Source organism: Roseburia sp. AF12-17LB (genome assembly GCF_003479605.1).
Taxonomy (GTDB): domain Bacteria; phylum Bacillota; class Clostridia; order Lachnospirales; family Lachnospiraceae; genus Roseburia_C; species Roseburia_C amylophila.
The window spans coordinates 175818-195407 of sequence record NZ_QUHR01000001.1; the positions used below are offsets into that span (position 1 = coordinate 175818).

A 19590-nucleotide genomic window follows, 5' to 3' on the forward strand; every position below is an offset into this window, starting at 1 on the left:
AAAGGTGAGAAAATGGACAGTATAGAAAAGAATCTTTTAGCAGAGATATCAGATTTGCACAGCGTGCCGGAAGGCGCATATAATATCCGCAACAACGGAAAACTGGAGGCAAGAAATACAACTGCAAATATTGATATTGTAACTAAGAAGGACAAGCCGGGAATTGATATCTATGTAAAACCGGGAACAAAGAATGAGAGTATGCATATTCCGGTTATCTTAAGTGAAAGCGGCTTAAAGGACCTGGTGTATAATGATTTTTATATCGGGGAAGGTGCAGATGTGACAATCATTGCGGGATGCGGTATCCACAACTGCGGAGACCAGACATCACAGCATGATGGAATACACACCTTTTATATAGGAAAGAATGCAAAAGTAAAATATGTAGAAAAGCATTATGGTGAAGGGGATGGAAATGGAGCCAGAGTCTTAAATCCAACTACCGTGATCCACATGGAAGAAGGCGGATTCATGGATATGGACAGTGTTCAGATTAAAGGAGTAGACTCCACAATCCGTACAACCGAAGCAGACCTTAAAGAAGATGCGTCCCTTGTGATTCATGAACGTATTATGACTCATGGACAGCAGAAAGCAGAGACAGATTTTACGGTAGATTTAAATGGGGCACATTCCAGTGCAAATGTGGTATCACGTTCGGTAGCAAAGGGAGATTCTCACCAGAAGTTTGTTTCTTATATTCGTGGTAATAATGCATGCAGCGGACATACAGAATGTGATGCCATCATCATGGACAATGGAAAGGTGGAGGCAATTCCGTCTCTTGCAGCGAATGATATCGATGCAGCATTGATTCATGAGGCAGCAATTGGAAAAATAGCAGGAGAACAGCTGATTAAGCTGATGACACTGGGACTGTCTGAAAAAGAGGCAGAGGAGCAGATTGTAAATGGATTTCTGAAATAGGATATGTATGGGGAATGAAGGGTGCAGGAAAGAACAAACAAGAGAAGAGAAATACCGAAAGAGGCGGAAGAATGGAATAAGATAATATTTGAAATATTATGACGGGTATGGATATTAAGTGAAGTGGCATCTGTATTTGAACGATGCAAAAGTGGGTGGTAAAAATAAAGTCTGCTGCAGTGCAGATTAAGACAGAATTTTCCCGGGATAATAGAAAAGAGGAATAGATATGTGGCTTGCATATGCATGTGGCTCTGCTTTTTTTGCAGGTATTACGGCAATATTGGCAAAAGTTGGAATTAAGAAAATAGACTCGAATCTTGCAACAGCAATCCGGACGATTGTAGTATTGATGTTTGCATGGATTATGGTACGGCTTACCGGATCTTATACTCCAATCGGAAGTATAGGAACGCGGACGTTAATTTATCTTACATTATCCGGAATAGCGACCGGGGCATCCTGGCTTTGCTATTTTCGGGCATTGCAGCTAGGAGATGTAAATAAAGTAACACCGATTGATAAATCCAGTACAATCCTGACGATGATTCTGGCAGTCATTTTCTTAAATGAAAGACTGAACGAGAAGAAAATCATTGCCATGGTATTGATTGGCGTTGGAACGATGCTCATGATTACCAGAAAGAAAAGCAGTGGCACAAAGAGCCGGGCATGGCTTATCTATGCACTGCTGTCGGCGGTATTTGCCAGCCTGACATCCATCCTTGCCAAGGTGGGAATAGATGGTGTGAATTCCAATCTCGGGACGGCATATCGTACTGGAGTGGTACTTGTTATGGCATGGGTGGTAGTATTTGTGACAAAGAAACAGAAACAGGTCCGGAGTATGACCTTCCGGGATGGAATGTTTCTGATTTTATCCGGAATAGCGACCGGAGCATCCTGGCTTTGTTATTACCGGGCATTGCAGCTGGGCGAAGCCAGTGTAGTGGTGCCGATTGATAAACTAAGTATTGTAGTTACAATTGTATTTTCATCTGTGTTTTTAAATGAAAGACTACAGCCAAAGGCATTCTTTGGATTACTTATGATAGTGGGTGGCACATTGCTGCTGATATAAGCAAAAGCGGAGGAAAAAAGTATGCTGGGAAAAAGAAAATCTTATTATGTGGAGAATGGAATCATTCATTTTGCATTTGAATATGGCAAGGGAAGTTTAGAGGTTCTGACAGATAACATTGTAAATGTGTTTGTTCCGTTCGAATGTGAGGAACATCGTTCAAAAGCCATCGAGGGAGAAAAGTCAAAGCATATACATTTTGATGTGCAGGAAGGAATTGACTATCTTGAGGTTCGGACTGCAAAATTAATCATACGCGTATATGATAATTTTATGGTGGATTTTTATGATGTGAATGGACAGCTTCTCTGTGCGGACTATCGTGGTGGAAGGAAATTTGCAACACAGATTAGTGAGAAATTTATCGAATTCTTAAAAGCAGAGGGACATGAGGTGCCACAGGCGACAGATAAGAATTATCATGTGCAGGCTGTAAAACGCATGGAAGGAGACGAAGCCTTCTATGGCTTTGGTGATAAAGCAGGGGTATTAAATAAGAAGAATTATGATTATGAGATGTGGAATACGGATAATCCGGCGGCGCATACGGAAGCCTTTAAAGCATTGTATAAATCAATCCCGTTCTTTATAACACTGCGTGAAAGCTGCGTATACGGAATCTTTTTTGATAATACCTGTAAGACTTATTTTGATCTGGCAAAAGAAAATGCGGAATACTATTTCTTTGGCTCAGACCGTGGCAATCTGGATTATTATTTTATTGCCGGGGATAATATGCCGGAGGTAGTAGCTGATTATACTTATCTGACCGGAAGAACACCGCTTCCGCAGCTTTATACATTAGGCTATCATCAGTCGCGCTGGGGATATGAGACTTCCGCAGAGATCCGCGCAATTGCGGATAAATACCGTGCATTAAAGATTCCGATTGATACGATTCATCTGGATATTGACTATATGGATGGCTACCGGGTCTTTACCTGGAATGAAAAGGACTTTGGCAGACCTGGTGAAGTAATTGAGGATTTAAAGAAAAAAGGATTTAAAATTGTTACCATCATTGACCCGGGTGTCAAATTAGACCCAGGTTATGATATGTATGATGAAGGCATGAAACAGGGATATTTTGCCAAGACACCGGAAGGAGATACCTATGTAAATGCAGTATGGCCTGGAGATGCGGTATACCCTGACTTTGGAAATCCGAAGGTAAGACAGTGGTGGGGAGAGAAGCAGAAATATCTTGTGGACTTAGGCGTCCGCGGTGTATGGAATGATATGAATGAGCCGGCAAGCTTTCGTGGAGAACTGCCGGAAGATGTCGTATTTACAGACGAAGACAGACCATGTGACCATGGCCAGATGCACAATGTCTATGGACATCTGATGGCAAAGGCTACCTATGAAGGCTTGAAGAAACAGGACGGCAGAAGACCATTTGTAATCACCCGTGCCTGTTACAGTGGTTCCCAAAAGTATACCACAGCATGGACAGGAGATAATCAGAGCCTGTGGGAGCACCTGCGGATGGCAATTCCGCAGATGTGCAATCTGGGATTATCCGGTATGGTATTTATCGGAACAGATGTAGGTGGATTCGGTGCAGATGTGACGCCGGAGCTGTTGTCAAGATGGGTACAGGTCGGCTGTTTTTCACCGTTGTTCCGGAATCATTCTTCCAAGGGCTCTACCAGACAGGAGCCGTGGCTTTTCGGAGAAGAGACATTAAATATTAACCGGAAATATATTGAACTTCGCTATAAATTACTGCCATACCTTTATGATTTATTCCATGAGACGGAGCAGAATGGTATGCCGGTAATCCGTCCACTGGTATTGCATTATGAGAAAGATAAAGAAACCTGGAATCTCAATGGAGAATTCCTGTTTGGAGAGCATATGCTGGTAGCCCCTGTAGTAGAGCAGGGAATGACGAAGAAGCTTTTGTATCTGCCGGAGGGAATCTGGTATGACTATGATACAAGGGAAAAATATACCGGAAAGCAGTATATTGTAAAAGATGCACCTCTTGATGTATGTCCGGTTTTTGTAAAAGCAGGAAGCATTATCCCATGTTTTGAACCGATGCAGTATGTGGGAGAGATTGAACTGGATACCCTGATTCTTGATGTATATCCGGGAGAAGACCGTTATGTGCATTATCAGGATGACGGAGAAGATTTTACATATCAGGATGGTGTATATAATGAATATGAGATGACCATCACAAAGGATGAGACATTCACGGTCCGGATGCTGCATAAAGGTTATGAAAAAGTATATAAGAAATTTGTGATATGTTACAAAGGACGTAAAAATGAGTTCGCATTCAATGGCGAGAAACTGACAGTCTGGCTTTCTTAAAAGAAAGGCAGAAGCCGGGAGATAACCGGAGGAGGACTTATATGAAACGTGGAATTGCATTAAGTGGAGGCGGTACGAAAGGCTCTTATGAACTGGGAGTCTGGAAAGCATTAAATGAACTTGGCATCGATTATCAGATTGTAACCGGAACATCCATAGGTTCCATTAACGGAGCCTTAATGGCAACGGGAGATTATGACAGGGCTTATGAACTATGGAGCACCATAACCATGGAAGATATGATGGAGGATGGAATCAATCTGACGGATACCATAGAGGGCATGTATGACCAGAGAGAGGCAATTGGTCCATTCCTGAAAAAATATGTCAAGAATAAAGGTGCAGATATTTCACCTTTTACTGCTTTTATTGAAACACTGATAGAAGAGGACAAGATTCGGAAATCAAAGACGGATTTCGGATTGGTTACGGTGGAATTTCCGTCTTTAAAGCCCTGCGAACTGACAAAGCGTGACATTCCGGAAGGACTTATGAAAGATTATATTCTGGCATCTTCTGCAATTTTTCCATTATTTCCGATGCATAAAATCGGAGAGACAACGTATCTGGATGGATGCTATTATGATAATCTTCCGATTGACCTTGCTATCCGAATGGGAGCACAGCAGATTATTGCTGTTGATTTACATACATCACCGGCACACGATGCCTATGCAAAGCGGCCGTATGTAACTTATATCAAGCCAAGACGCTCCCTTGGAACCATGATGAATTTTGACCATGCTCTTTTAATGGCAAATGCCAGAATGGGATACCAGGATACCATGAAGGTTTATGGAAAATATTATGGCTATGTATATACTTTTGAAAAGGAATCCATAGAGAAATACCGCAGGGCAATAGAACGCTTTCTGTATCGGATGACAGAACTGGATTTACTGGTCAGGGATGAAATTCCGGTAAAACGTTTTGCTAAGAAAAGCGAATTTAATAAAGTACATACACTTCTGGCAGAACGAAGCGAAAAGGAGAAAATGTCACCGAGGGAATATTTCCTTGCAGCGGCAGAAATCTGTGGAGAGGTATTTGATGCAGATGCAGCAATTGAATATTCCATGGAACATTTTGTGGAAACACTTCATAAGAAGTTAGCTGATGCAGAGTTAAGACAGGCGACAGAATGTATCGTTGCACATAAATTAAGAGAGCCGGCAGGACTGATTGCAGAGGTTAAAAACTTTGGAAAAGAAATGCTGGTGGCTGCGGCTGCATATTATGCGGCACAACAGGACACACTGACGTCAAAAGAAATTCTGAAACTGCATGCCATGTTCCCAAAGGAACTGACAGCGGTATTATTTCTGATGTCGTTGGAAACAAACAGATAACAGCATTTTTGCCGTCAACAAACAGTCTCTGCTGCATATATTATACTGATGAGAATCAGGAGAGAAGGAAACATTGGATTATAATCAGGATATTTTCTTTAAGATGCAACAGCAGCAGATGCCAGGCAAACAGCCCTTTTACATGACAAATCCAATCCAGAATCTTTACATGACGGAGTTAGAATATCAGAGGGATTTAGACCGCATGAAAGAGATGTATCCGCTGGAGATAAGAAAAGTACAGGAGTTGGTGGAAGAAGAATGCGATAAGATGGAATATGAGGGAAGTCTCATGTTTGACGAGTATCCGGACCGGCTGATGCTGCGGCAGATTTGTAAGAGAATCCGTGATAAGGCGGGACTTGGGGAAAGCCGGGAAGACATGGATGCTCCGGAAATTCTTCTGTTTCATGAGATGTTTCACCGCAGATGCCGTTACAGACGCTGCCGCAGATGCTGGTAGCAGATAATAAAATAGAGGTTGAGCTTTTACAAAAAAGGAATTACAATATAGCTGTCGTTTTTTGATGGCTATATTGTTTGTTTACGTGAGTAGCGAGAAAAATCGCATGCCTGCATGCAGATTTGACGAGCGCCGCGATAACTCGAGAACTCGCAAAGCGTGTTTTTCGTAGTTTAGGAAGATGAGGAATACAGATGAATAAAGGAATGATTCGGGCACTGGTGTTAGCAGGTGTGTTTCTGGTATCAACCGTAGTGTTTAGCTTTTTGACAAATAAAACAAATCCCGATATGACAACGGAACTGGAGGAGGCAACGCTGCCGACTGTCCAGCTTTATTATAAAGAGCAGAAAATCAATGAACTCTACGGGTATGTAGATGAAATGAATGCAGTTTACATGAGGGACAGCATTACGCCGATTGATACGGACAGGCTGCTTCCAATCCGCGTTCAGAATGGAAGCTATGCAGTGGATGAACTTTCCTATGAGATCCGGAGTATGGATACTAAGCGTCTTATTGCAGATGCGAAGGTAGATAGTTATTCCCAGAAGAATGGAGTGATTACAGCAGACCTTCCGATTCAGAATCTTCTGGATTCCAATGCAGAATATCTGTTGATTATACATTTACTGCATGGGGATGATACTTTAAATTATTATACAAGGATTATTGAACCGCAGGATTGTTATGTGAAGGAAAGCATTGATTTTGCAAAAGATTTCCATGAAAAAACATTTCAGGAGGATGGAAGCGGCTCTCTGGCAACTTATATGGAACCGGATTCTTCTGCGGATAATACCACGCTTGCCAATGTCAGTATTCATTCCACACTGCGACAGGTAACATGGGATAAATTCAATGGGACCGTTCTGACGGACCCATCGGTAAGCATCAAAGAAATCAATAATTCCTATAATGTAATTCTATTGGATTATGTAGTGACGGCAACCGGAGATAATGGGGAACTGGAATATTATAATGTAGAAGAATATTACCGTGTCCGTTATACCAATGACCGGATGTATCTATTGAATTTTGAGAGAACCATGGATGAAATTTTCCGGGCAGAGAATGATGATTTTTATGAGAATTATTTACAGCTTGGAATATGTTCGTCCGATGTGGAATATAAGAGTAATGAGACAGGAAGTATTCTCTGTTTTGTAAAAGAAGGAGAACTCTGGTGTTACAATGCGACAGAAAAAAAGCTTTCCCAGGTGTTCAGCTTCCGTGGTTATGAGGGGATTGATTCCAGGGAAAATCATAAGGAACATGATATCCGGATTATTAAGGTGGATGAAACAGGAAGTGCTGATTTTGTTGTGTATGGTTATATGAACAGGGGAAACCACGAAGGTCAGGTGGGTGTAGGTGTTTATCATTATGACAGCGTGGCAAATACAGTAGAAGAGGAACTGTTTATACCATCCACCCACTCTTACGAAGTGCTGAAATCAGAACTGGGACAGCTGATGTATGAAAATGAAAGTGGAATGTTCTACATTATGATGGGTGGGACACTGTATGAGATTAATCTTGCTACTACCAAAGAAAAGGAAGTAGTCAGCGGATTTGAAACAGGAAATTATGCGGTATCAGAGAATAACCAGTTTGTTGCTTATATTGCAGATGGCAACAGTGACAGCGGTTCGAAAATTACTGTTCTGAATCTGGAGAATTCGAAAAGCTTTGAAGTGGCAGCGGCAGCAGGAACGTATATCCGGCCACTGGCATTTATGGAAGATGATTTTATCTATGGAGAGGCAGATGACAGTGATGTGTATACAGATTCTGCCGGAAATGTACAGTTCCCGATGAATCATATTTATATTGTAGATACGGATGATGAAGAACACGGAGTGTTAAAAGATTATCATAAGGATGGATATTATGTAGCGTCTGTAGAAGTTGTGGATTATACTATTTATCTGAACCGGGAACAATATAACGGTATGGCTTATGTTCCGGCAGAACAGGATACGATTATGAATCGTGAGGGAGATTCTGCAGAAGTAGTCAGCATTCACAGTACGGTAACGGAACGAAAACAGACGCAGCTGCAGCTGCAATTATTACAGGAAGAAGAGATAAGCTCGGATCGTCTTCTGACTCCGAAACGGATTGTATTGGAGTCACCGAGAAATGTGAATCTGAAAGAGCCGGAAGAGACAGATTATTATTATGCTTATTCTGCCGGAAGAGTAGTGCTGGCAACAGATAATGCGGCAAAAGCCATTGCAGTGGCAAATGATAATGTGGGCGTTGTGGTAGGAAGCAGACAGCAGTATATCTGGAAGAGGGCAAGAAAATCTTCCCAGTCACCACTGACGATTACAATAGGTGATGCAGACGCATCCGGAACAACGATAGCAAAAGCAATCAATGGTATGCTTTCGATGCAGGGATTAAATGTTGGTGTAGGAGAATTGATGACATCCGGAAATACACCAAAACAAATTTTAAAGGATACCCTGCAGGACTCTGTAGTCATTGATTTGACCGGAAGCGATCTGGATGCAGTGTTATATTATGTCAATCTGGGAACACCGGTATTTGCCATGAACAGTGGAAGCGAAGCTGTATTGATTACAGGCTATGATAACGCAGGAGTCTATATTTATAATCCGGCAACCGGTGCAACAGAGAAGATGTCAATGACGGATGCACAGAATTTATTTGATACAGCAGGTAATGTATATTTTGCTTATATGAAAATGGCAGAATAGGGATGCAGGCAGAGACAGGCGTGAAAAAGACGCAAAAAACGTATAAAATTGCCTAAAAAAAGCCGAAGTTTTTTGGCAGTTTCGGTATTAGTGCTGTATTTTCACAAAGTCTATTGCAAAATCTGTTCGTGTAGGATATATTAACTTTTGTACTAATTGTACTACTTAGAAGCGAGGAAGATAACATGAGTAGAAAAGAAGTTACAGTTTCAAACGTTTCAAAAAAACACGATAATCCAATTGCAGAGTTGGTTCAGGTTGCCTGCCAGTTTGACAGCAATATTACTCTGGAAAGTGATAACCGTAAAATTAATGCCAAGAGCATCATGGGAATTATGGCATTTAATCCGTCCAAAGGAATGACGGTTAACATTGTTGCAGAGGGGAATGATGAAGAAGAAGCTCTTTTAGCAATGGAGAAGTTTTTAGTGTGTGATTAATTTTCAGGGAGGGAATTATAATGCAGAAGAGACCAGTTGAGAAAGCAGCCGAAGTAAAGGCAGCAGTAAAAGCTACAGAGACAAAGGCAGTAGTTAAGGCAGAAGAGGTTAAGGCAGAAGCAAAAGAAGTTGTAGCGAAGAAAGCAGAAACCGTAGTAAAGAAAGCAGAAGAGACAGTTAAGAAGGCAGAGGAGACAGCAAAGAAAGCAGAGACAACTGTAAAAGCAGCAGCAAAGACTACCGCAAAGAAAGCAACCAAGAAAGCAGCGGCTAAGAAAACTACTAAGGTAGAGAAGAAAGAACTTGTACCGGAAGTATTTGTTCAGTTTGATGGTAATGAAGATGTTGTTGCAAACGTGATTGAGAGAGCAAAAGAAGCTTTCACAGCAGACGGACACAGAGCATCCAGCATCAAGTCTTTAAAGGTTTATTTAAAACCGGAAGAATATGCAGCATACTATGTTATAAACGATACATATGCAGGCAAGGTTAACTTATTCTAGTTTTATTTTGCCCATGATATTAAAATGGCTTCGGAATTCCGAAGCCATTTTTGCTGTTGTTATTTATTTCTTTTTCTGATTAGCTTTATATTTCTTTATAAGCTTCTGGATACGCTCGTTTGGATCTAAGAGCTCGCTGATAGAAGCATCATGATTCAATGTATCAATAATATAAGCAATATATTTGCTCATGTCACAGTTGATATAATATGGACGGCTTAAAAGCTCCGGAGTCTGATAAGTCAGGTTGGTGGTAACTACACGGTAGATAGTTCCATCTTCTACAGCTTTATCGAATTTTTCCAGACCATTGGTGAAAAGTCCGAAGGTTGCAACGACAAAGATTCTGTTTGCTTTTCTCTTCTTTAGTTCGGTTGCAACGTCAATCATGCTTTCTCCGGAAGAAATCATATCATCGATAATCAGAACATCTTTTCCTTCTACGGAAGAACCTAAAAATTCATGTGCGACAATAGGGTTACGTCCGTCAACAATTCTACTGTAATCACGACGTTTGTAGAACATACCCATATCCAGACCAAGTACACTGGAAAGATAAATTGCACGTCCGGTACCACCCTCATCCGGGCTGATAATCATCATGTGGTCAGAATCAATCTGTAAGTCAGGAACGTTTTTGCAGATACCTTTGATAAACTGGTATGCAGGCTGAACAGTTTCAAAACCACCCTTTAAAGGAATTGCATTCTGGACACGAGGGTCATGTGCATCAAATGTAATAATGTTGTCAACGCCCATGGCAACCAGTTCCTGTAAAGCCAGTGCACAGTCTAAAGATTCCCTGGTGCTTCTTCTATGCTGGCGGCTTTCATAAAGGAATGGGATGATAACAGTAATTCTTCTTGCCTTGCCGCCAATTGCAGCAATAATTCTCTTTAAATCCTGATAATGATCGTCTGGGGACATATGGTTTGTCTGACCGCACAGAGAATAAGTAAGGCTGTAGTTGGTGACATCAACCATAAGATAAAGGTCATAACCACGAACAGTTTCTTTGATCATTCCCTTTGCCTCGCCTGAACCAAAACGAGGGGTAACTGCTTCAATGATATAAGAATCACGTTTGTAGCCCATAAAAGCTGCATCATTCTGGTGCTGATGCTGTCTTTCGTCTCTCCATTTGACAAGGTATTTGTCAACTTTTTCTCCTAATTCCTGGCAGCTCTGTAATGGAATAATTCCAAGAGAACCAGTAGGAAGGGTTTCTAAGTTTCTTTCACTGTTTGACATGAATAGGTTCCTCCATAGAAATAATTTATCTTATATAGTTCAATAGATATAGCATCTAATTGAATGCGTAATTAATGCAGCTTTTTCTTAAGACGGATATCGTCCCCAAAAAGCTTAATCATCGTATAGCTGCTGAAGATGCGGGAGCAGATACGCTCGGAATATACATCAGCAAGCTGGTCAATACTTAAATTCGTAGAAATCAATGTTGATTTCTGACGCAGCATACGTTCGTTCAGACACAGGAAAAGCCGGGATGCCGTAAAGGAGTTGGCAAGCTCGGTTCCAAGGTCATCAATGATTAAAAGATCACAGTCGAAGATATTCTGTCCGGCAGCAGAAGCTGCAGCGTCCTTCTGGAAAGTGTCCTTTTCAAATATATCAAATAATTGGAAAGCTGTAAAATAAATAACGGAATGACCTTTATCTAAAAGCTCTTTGGCAACGCAGTTTGAAAGAAAAGTCTTACCGACACCGGTTGCTCCATAGAAAAAGAGATTTTCAAAAGAGGTGTCAAAATGCTCGATAAAGGACTTACAGTCTGCAACAGCTTTTTTTGCAGTATCATAAGCAGATAATCCGGTTGTGGGATTTATCTGCTCTTTGGAATAGTATGCATAAGAGAAATTCGAAAAATTCTCTTTTGCTAAAATATCTTTTACATTAGACTGCGTATAGACTAAATCAATGGCAGCCTGTACAAAACAATGACAGCGTTCATTTCCAATATAACCGGTATCCTTACAGTCCTTACAGGTATAAACCGGTTCCAGATAATCAGCCGGATAGCCCAGAGAAGCAATCAGATTCCGTTTCTCCCTGCGAAGAGCAGCAAGCTGTTCTTTTAATGAAGAGAGAACAGAGGAATCTTCTGCTCCATCATCAGATAAAAGCTGTTTTGCACTTGCTACTGAGATAGAAGAAATCTCGTTGTCTATTTCTGTAAGGCGCGGACATTTTCCGTAGACTTCCTGAATGCGTTCATCCAGAAGATGCTGATTGTGAAACTGTCTGGCATTATATTGCCGGATTAAAGTATCGTATTGTGAATTATTAAGAGACATGAAATGCTCCTTTAGTATTCCTGAAAAAAGTGTCTTAATTATTTAAGAGCTGTTTTTCAAGCTGTTCAAAATTATAGGTACGCTGTGAAAAATTGTTAAACCGGTTGGCGGCAGTCTTGTTTACGGTGACATTGCGGGAAGAAGATGCCTTGCTTTTTTTGTAAGCAGTGTCTAATATAGCAATATCCTCTAAATGGTGGATATTGCATTTATGCCAGTTCTCTAAGATGGTATCGGCATACTGGAAGCTTGGCTGATTTGTCGCCTGCAGTGTCCGTTTGCATGCCTCGGAAATGATATCCAGTGTAAATCCAAACTGGCTGGTCCATTTATCTACCAGTTCAAGTTCGTATTCAGCCAGTTTTCTGCCGCTGATTCCAAATGCCTTCATGACACCATAATGTGTCTGCTTATAGGCACTGGAAGAACGTCTGGCATCTTCCGCAGTACGGATAGAAGAAGCAGACCAGGAAAGGGCAATCTTGTCCATATAGCGGATGCTCTTATGACCGTTGTCCACACAGGATTCTACCAGATATTCAATCAGGTCTGTGGAGAATTTTAATTCATCTGACCAGTAAAGAATGGTTTCATAATCTTTGATGGACAAAGGATGTCCGATATAGCGTTCAATAATGAATAATAAATCGCTGGAAGCCTCATCATTCTGGAAAGACAGAATCTGGTCTTTCGTATAGGATGGACGGATATCTACAGAAGATGCTTCCGTAGGCTTTTCTGCATGTTCAGAATCCTGCGTAACCGCAGAAACAGGCTCACACAGGCAGATGCCGGTAAGCTGTTCGCCGGAATTATATTCTAACTGGAGTAAGTGTTTCTTCTCCCAGTATTTTAAGGCACGTTTAATATCCTTTTCTGTATGGTCGAATTTATCAGCCATCTTAGAAATGGAAAAATTCTCAGCTGCGTTGATGCAGCGGAGTAAATATAAATAAATTTTTACAAATTCTCCATTGGCATCTGCCATATACTCATCAATAAAGGTATTGGATACGCAGGTAACCGTGGATTTGCTTTTCGTATGTAATGTTATGTCTGTCATAAGAACTCCCTCTTTCACCGACCACATTATAGCATATGAATCTAAAATTGAGAAGTCTTATTTTAACCAAAAATCCAGTAAAATCAAGGGTTTCCACATTTGCGCAGAATTGTGAATAATGTGGATAACTTTCTTTTGAAAGTGCATTATGGTAACTGAAATGGGAGCAGTTTGGCGGTTAATGCAGATAGAATGGCGATTTTCAAAAATACATTATGTAAACAAAAAAATCCACATCCATAATTCACAAAAATGTGAATTACGATGTGGATAATGTGGATAACTACTGCTGAAGCAGGTGTTCTCCTATAAGATACACGTCTCCGGCCCCCATAGTTATCAACAAATCATTGTTTATGCATTTTTCCGATAAAAATTTTTCAATCTCATCAAAAGACGGGAAGTAATAACTTTCCTGACCGTTTTTCTGAAGCTCTGCCAAAAGGTCTTTGGAAGAAATTCCGATCGTATTTTTCTCTCTGGCGGCATAGATGTCTGCAAGGACTACAATATCTGCCATGGAAAGTACCCGGGCAAAATCACTTAAGAATGCCTTGGTTCTGGAATAAGTGTGTGGCTGGAAAACGCAGATAATCCGTCCGTGTGGATAATTCCGGGCTGCGGTTAATGTAGCAGCTACTTCAGTCGGATGATGGGCATAATCATCGATAACGGTGATACCGTTCTTTGTTCCTTTGTATTCAAAACGACGTTTGGTGCCGCCAAACTGAAGCAGTCCCTTTTTGATAACATCCAAAGGAAGACCGAGATTTAAGCAAAGCGCAATGGCAGCCAGTGAATTGGAGACATTATGCTTGCCTGGAACACTTAAGGAAACGGTTCCTAAGTCTTCGGTTTTGTGCATCAGAGTATATGTGCCGCAGGCATGGTCATTATAAGTAATATTTTTAGCATAAAAGTCATCGTTTTCGCATAAACCATAAGTAGTGACGCTACAGGACAAATTGTTGGTAATCTGATCTAAAGCTGCAATCTGGCCGTTGATGATTAATACACCATCAGGTGCAGTATTTCCGGCAAATTCATGGAAAGAACGGCGGATATCATCGATATCTTTGAAGAAGTCGAGATGCTCAGCTTCCACACTGGTGATGATACTGTATTTCGGATGAAAATGCAGGAAACTGTTGGTATATTCGCAGGCCTCGGTAATGAATACTTCTGAACCACCTACGCGGATATTTCCACCGATTGCTTCTAAGATACCACCAACACTGATTGTAGGGTCAGCCTTTGCAACAAGAAGAATCTGTGAAATCATGGATGTGGTAGTGGTTTTTCCATGGGTACCGGCAACTGCAATGGATTTCTTATAGTTATCCATAATCTGTCCAAGCAGTTCTGCACGGGAAAGCATTGGAATACCGGCATCTACGGCTGCTTTAAATTCCTCATTGTCCTCGCGGATGGCAGCAGTATAGACAACCAGTGCAGGACGGATGGATAAGTTAGATGCTTTCTGGCCAATGTAAATGGCTGCGCCTTTTTTTGCAAGGCTGTCGGTAAGCGCAGACTGCTTTGCATCAGAACCGGAAATGGTAAAACCTTCTTCCAGCAAGATTTCTGCAAGACCACTCATACTGATACCGCCAATACCGATAAAATGTACATGAATAGGTTCTTCAAAATTTAATGAATACATAATTCTTTACCTGCCTGACTTATAATTTCGTTTCTTGAGAAAAGATTTCTTCCTAATATTATAACCATATGCAGGGAATTTGCAAATCTATTTTGTCTGTCAGGAAAAAAGAATGCAAAATAATGGAGGTGATTTTGTAAAAATGACAAGAAATGTTTGAAAATTGTCTAAAATGACTAAAATTTGCAAAAAAAGATAAAATAATTATACAAAATGCTGTACAACATATGGGCAGTGTGTTATACTTTTGTTATACCAAAATGACCTGATTTTATGACGAGAGGTGAATGACGTGATTAAGAAAGAAATGATAGCCATGCTTTTGGCGGGCGGACAAGGAAGCCGTCTTGGAGTATTAACTTCCGGTGTAGCGAAGCCTGCAGTCGCATTTGGAGGAAAGTATCGTATTATCGACTTTCCATTGAGCAACTGCATCAACTCAGGTATTGATACCGTCGGAGTGCTGACACAGTATCAGCCATTGAGATTAAACAGACATATTGGAATTGGAATTCCGTGGGACTTAGACCGTAATAACGGAGGAGTAACGGTTCTTCCACCATATGAGAGAAGTGATAACAGTGAATGGTATACTGGTACAGCAAATGCGATTTACCAGAACCTGAAATATATGGAGACTTATAATCCGGATTATGTGCTGATTTTATCAGGCGACCATATTTATAAGATGGATTATGAAGTAATGCTTGATTTCCATAAGGAAAATAATGCAGACGTAACAATTGCAGCAATGCCTGTTCCAATAGAAGAAGCAAGCCGTTTTGGTGTGGTTATAACAGACGAAAATAAAAAAATTAAAGAGTTCGAGGAAAAACCGGAACATCCGAGAAGTAACCTCGCATCCATGGGAATATACATATTCAACTGGAAAGTGTTGCGTGACAGTTTAATTGCCATGAAGGATCAGAGCAATTGTGACTTTGGAAAACATATTATTCCATACTGCCACGAGAATGGAAAGCGTTTATTTGCTTATGAATTCAATGGTTACTGGAAGGATGTTGGAACACTTTCATCCTATTGGGAAGCAAATATGGAATTGATTGATCTGATTCCGGAATTTAACCTTTATGAAGAATACTGGAAGATTTATACCAAGAGCGATAATGTAGCTCCGCAGTATCTTGCAGCAGAGTCCAAGGTGGATACCAGCATTATCGGAGAAGGTGCTGAAATTTATGGAGAAGTGCAGAATTCTGTAATTGGTGCAGGAGTCCGGATTGAAAAGGGTGCGGTGGTACACAATTCCATTATCATGAAAGAATGTGTGATTGGAGAGAATACTGTGGTGGAGAAATCCATTATTGCAGATAAGACCATTGTTGGAGCAGACTGCCACTTAGGCGTAGGTGAGTATGCACCAAGCACATTAAATGAGAAAGTATATGCATCGGATCTGGTTACTATCGGAGAAGATTCTGTAATACCAGACGGAGTTTCAATTGGAAAAAATACAGCGATTTCCGGAGTGACGGAACCGTCAGATTATCCAGATGGAATGTTAGCAGGCGGTGGAGCTATTATTAAGGAAGGTGACAGAATATGAAGGCATTAGGATTAATTTTAGCAGGTGGAAACAATCATCGTATGCAGGAACTTTCCAGCAAGCGTGCAATTGCAGCAATGCCAATCGGTGGAAGTTACCGATGCATTGATTTTGCATTGAGTAATATGAGCAACTCACATGTTCAGACCGTTGCAGTGCTGACTCAGTATAATGCACGTTCTTTAAATGAACATTTAAGTTCATCCAAATGGTGGGATTTTGGAAGAAAACAGGGAGGTCTTTATACCTTCACTCCTACTGTAACCGCTGACAACAGCTGGTGGTACAGAGGAACTGCAGATGCAATGTACCAGAACATTGATTTCTTGAAAAAACGTCATGAGCCATATGTAATTATTACAGGTGGTGATTGTGTATACAAGCTGGATTACAATAAGGTATTGGATTACCATATTGAGAAGAAAGCTGATATAACTGTTGTGTGCAAGGATATGCCGGAAGGCGCAGATATCAGCCGCTTTGGTGTAATCCGCATGAATGAAGAATCCAGAATCACAGAGTTTGAAGAGAAACCTATGGTATCCAGCTCTAATACAATTTCTACCGGTATTTATATCATCCGCAGAAGACAGCTGATTGAAATGTTAGAGCGGAGCGGTCAGGAAGACAGATGGGATTTCGTTACAGATATTCTGATTCGTTATAAGAATATGAAACGAATTTATGGATATAAAATGGAAGATTACTGGAGCAATATTGCAACAGTAGATTCATATTACAATACAAATATGGATTTCCTGAAACCGGATGTGAGAAATTACTTCTTCCGTGAGACACCGCATATCTATTCGAAAGTAGATGATTATCCACCAGCAAAATACAATGCAGGTTCTGATGTGAAGAACAGCCTGATTTCCAGTGGATGTATCATCAACAGTAAAATAGAAAATTCTGTATTGTTTAAAAATGTGTTTGTAGGAAAGAATTGTGTAATCAAGAATTCCATTATTCTCAATGACGTATACATTGGAGATAATACGCATATTGAAAACTGTATCGTGGAAAGCCGTGGAACGCTGAAAGCCAACACGTATTATTGCGGTGACGACGGAGTAAAGGTTGTACTTGAGCGCAATGACAGATATGCACTGTAGGCAGAAGACTTAAGAGAAAGGCGTGAAGGGGGTAACATAATGCAGATTACAGATGTAAGAATACGTAAAGTTGAAAAAGAAGGTAAAATGAAAGCTGTGGTATCTATTACCATAGATGAAGAATTTGTTGTACATGATATCAAGGTGATTGACGGAGAGAAGGGACTCTTCATTGCAATGCCAAGCCGCAAGGCTGCTGATGGGGAATACAGAGACATTGCACATCCAATTAACTCAGATACCAGAAATAAGATACAGCAGATTATTTTAGAAAAGTACGAAAGTGAAATCGCAGCTGAGGAGGCGTAACACGTACATAGAATAAGGAAGACGAGCAGGCTGTCACAGAAATGTGGCAGCCTGTTTTTCACACTTCTTTTTTTGAACAATTGATAGAATGAAGTATAAATATGCCGTGGGGCAAATGAGAAAGCATGAAAAAGACTGTTAGGAGCACTTGGAATTTCGGGCGAAAACAGACAACGCCGGCACAGGGAAGTGCCGGCGAGGAGCAAGCAACATGGATGTTGATTTGCGCCGGTTGTCAGAACTGATAAAAATTTTTTCAAAATTCTTAGTGCTCCTTATAGTCTTTTTCGCTTTTCCATTTGCCCCACGGCAGATTTACATTGTCATCTATTTCATATTTTGGAAAAAAGGATGACAAATTTCTGAGAAAGAAGTATACTAAAATGTAACAGTATTTTCGGCAGAAAGCCGGAGAGGAATAAAGAGGATAAAAATATGGAAGCATTAAAAGCGGTAATATTGGCAGCTGGAAAGGGAACCAGAATGCAGTCAGACCTTCCGAAAGTAGTGCATACAATAGACGGAAAGTGTCTGGTAGATTATGTAATTGAAGCGGCAGAAGGAGCAGGAGCGGAGGATATCTGTCTGGTGGTAGGCTATAAGCATGAAGAGGTAGAGAATACCATTTCACATAAAGATGATGTAACATTTGTACTGCAGGAGCAGCAGCTTGGAACTGGTCATGCGGTAAAATGTGCCAAGGATTTTCTGGGAAAAGATGGACATACACTGATTCTTTTTGGAGATGCGCCACTGATTACATCTGCAACCTTAAAGCAGCTTTTGGAGCATCATATCCAGCATAAAAATGCAGTAACCGTATTGTCAGCAACGATAGATGACCCGACCGGATACGGAAGAATTATCCGCAATGAATCAGGAGAATTTATAAAGAGCGTAGAACATAAGGATGCAAACGAGGAAGAGTTGAAATCCCATGAGATTAATTCCGGAATGTATGTGTTTAATACCTGGGAATTATCACAGGCATTGGATAAGATTCAGCCGAATAATGCACAGGGTGAATATTATCTGCCGGATACGCTTACGATATTAAAGGATAAAGGACTTCGTGTAGATGCATTTGCACTGGAAAGCCCGGAAGACATCAATGGAGTAAATGACCAGAAGCAGTTAGAATCAGCTGCAGAAATCATCAGAAGAAGGAAGAAAGAATGTACATTATAGCGGGACTTGGAAATCCTGGAAAGAAATATGAACATACCAGACATAATGTTGGCTTTGATGTCATGGATGTACTGGCAGAAAAATATAATATAAGGATGGACGAAAAAAAGTATAAAGCAATCTGCGGCAAAGGAATGATCGGAAGTGAAAAAGTTGTTCTGGTGAAGCCACAGACTTTTATGAACTTAAGCGGAGAAAGCATCGCTGAAGCAGTAAATTTCTATAAAGTGGATCCGGCCAGTGAATTGTTAGTGATTTTTGATGATATCAGCCTGGCACCGGGAAGAATACGGATTCGTAAAAAAGGCAGTGCCGGCGGACACAATGGAATTAAAAATATCATTGCGCAGGTGGGAACAGAGCAGTTTGCTAGGATCAAGGTAGGTGTCGGTGAGAAACCACAGGGCTGGGATTTGGCAGACCATGTCCTTGGCCATATGGATAAGGCAGACCGGAAACTGGCAGAGGAAGCATTTTTAGATGCGGTATCTGCGGTAGAACTGATTGTCGATGGAAAAATCGAACAGGCAATGAATGACTATAATTAAAG

General features: G+C 40.8%; 17 protein-coding genes. 13 read left to right on the top strand and 4 right to left on the bottom strand.

All coding sequences use genetic code 11. From position 1 onward, the window contains the following. The first annotated feature begins 12 nt into the window (after positions 1-12). From DWV68_RS00855 to DWV68_RS00890, 8 genes are all read left to right on the top strand, one after another. Positions 13-930, top strand: a complete 918-nt coding sequence (locus DWV68_RS00855) for a SufB/SufD family protein (RefSeq protein WP_117698645.1) — start codon at positions 13-15, stop codon at positions 928-930. 229 nt (positions 931-1159) lie between these two features. Next, positions 1160-2011 carry an EamA family transporter gene (locus tag DWV68_RS00860; RefSeq protein ID WP_118056608.1) on the top strand — a complete coding sequence of 284 codons (852 nt, stop codon included), beginning with the start codon at positions 1160-1162 and terminating at the stop codon, positions 2009-2011. Between the two features lie 21 nt (positions 2012-2032). Continuing rightward, a complete protein-coding gene (locus DWV68_RS00865; RefSeq protein ID WP_118056607.1) occupies positions 2033-4336 on the top strand; it encodes a glycoside hydrolase family 31 protein in 2304 nt (767 codons plus the stop codon). 41 nt (positions 4337-4377) lie between these two features. Beyond that, positions 4378-5685 (top strand): patatin-like phospholipase family protein, encoded by a 1308-nt coding sequence (locus DWV68_RS00870; RefSeq protein WP_118664777.1) that lies wholly within the window; start codon positions 4378-4380, stop codon positions 5683-5685. A 73-nt stretch (positions 5686-5758) separates the two neighbouring features. After that, positions 5759-6148: a hypothetical protein gene (locus tag DWV68_RS00875; protein ID WP_117946135.1), complete on the top strand. Its 390-nt coding sequence runs from the start codon at positions 5759-5761 to the stop codon at positions 6146-6148. Positions 6149-6342: 194 nt separating this feature from the next. Further along, positions 6343-8877, top strand: coding sequence for a hypothetical protein (locus tag DWV68_RS00880; protein ID WP_117841364.1), 2535 nt, complete (start codon positions 6343-6345; stop codon positions 8875-8877). A gap of 185 nt (positions 8878-9062) precedes the next feature. Beyond that, entirely contained in the window at positions 9063-9317 is a 255-nt protein-coding gene (locus DWV68_RS00885; RefSeq protein ID WP_117698651.1) for an HPr family phosphocarrier protein, read from the top strand. A 20-nt stretch (positions 9318-9337) separates the two neighbouring features. Beyond that, on the top strand, positions 9338-9820 hold the full coding sequence (locus DWV68_RS00890; protein ID WP_117698652.1) for a DUF6465 family protein: 483 nt from the start codon (positions 9338-9340) through the stop codon (positions 9818-9820). A gap of 63 nt (positions 9821-9883) precedes the next feature. On the opposite strand, the gene DWV68_RS00895 is transcribed toward DWV68_RS00890, so the two are convergent. The 4 genes from DWV68_RS00895 to murC form a co-directional block, all read right to left on the bottom strand. Then, a complete protein-coding gene (locus DWV68_RS00895; RefSeq protein ID WP_022243630.1) occupies positions 9884-11071 on the bottom strand; it encodes a ribose-phosphate pyrophosphokinase in 1188 nt (395 codons plus the stop codon). A 71-nt stretch (positions 11072-11142) separates the two neighbouring features. Further along, a complete protein-coding gene (locus DWV68_RS00900) occupies positions 11143-12135 on the bottom strand; it encodes an ATP-binding protein (protein ID WP_118664779.1) in 993 nt (330 codons plus the stop codon). Between the two features lie 34 nt (positions 12136-12169). Continuing rightward, on the bottom strand, positions 12170-13198 hold the full coding sequence (locus tag DWV68_RS00905; RefSeq protein WP_022243628.1) for a DnaD domain protein: 1029 nt from the start codon (positions 13196-13198) through the stop codon (positions 12170-12172). 283 nt (positions 13199-13481) lie between these two features. Beyond that, positions 13482-14861: a UDP-N-acetylmuramate--L-alanine ligase gene (gene murC, locus DWV68_RS00910; RefSeq protein WP_118664781.1), complete on the bottom strand. Its 1380-nt coding sequence runs from the start codon at positions 14859-14861 to the stop codon at positions 13482-13484. Between the two features lie 292 nt (positions 14862-15153). Here murC and DWV68_RS00915 point away from each other — a divergent pair, with 292 nt between their 5' ends. The 5 genes from DWV68_RS00915 (at position 15154) to pth (ending at position 19588) form a co-directional block, all read left to right on the top strand. After that, a complete protein-coding gene (locus DWV68_RS00915; RefSeq protein WP_118664783.1) occupies positions 15154-16428 on the top strand; it encodes a glucose-1-phosphate adenylyltransferase in 1275 nt (424 codons plus the stop codon). After that, entirely contained in the window at positions 16425-17543 is a 1119-nt protein-coding gene (glgD, locus tag DWV68_RS00920) for a glucose-1-phosphate adenylyltransferase subunit GlgD (RefSeq protein WP_117698654.1), read from the top strand. The genes DWV68_RS00915 and glgD overlap by 4 nt, the downstream gene beginning before the upstream one ends. Positions 17544-17582: 39 nt before the next feature. After that, positions 17583-17852 (top strand): septation regulator SpoVG, encoded by a 270-nt coding sequence (gene spoVG / locus DWV68_RS00925; RefSeq protein ID WP_117698655.1) that lies wholly within the window; start codon positions 17583-17585, stop codon positions 17850-17852. Positions 17853-18287: 435 nt separating this feature from the next. Continuing rightward, positions 18288-19040 (top strand): sugar phosphate nucleotidyltransferase, encoded by a 753-nt coding sequence (locus DWV68_RS00930; protein ID WP_022243623.1) that lies wholly within the window; start codon positions 18288-18290, stop codon positions 19038-19040. Further along, the gene (pth, locus tag DWV68_RS00935; protein WP_117698657.1) at positions 19028-19588 is read left to right on the top strand and encodes an aminoacyl-tRNA hydrolase; all 561 of its coding nucleotides are present in this window, start codon (positions 19028-19030) and stop codon (positions 19586-19588) included. Before DWV68_RS00930 ends, pth begins: the two co-directional genes overlap by 13 nt. Positions 19589-19590: the final 2 nt, after the last annotated feature.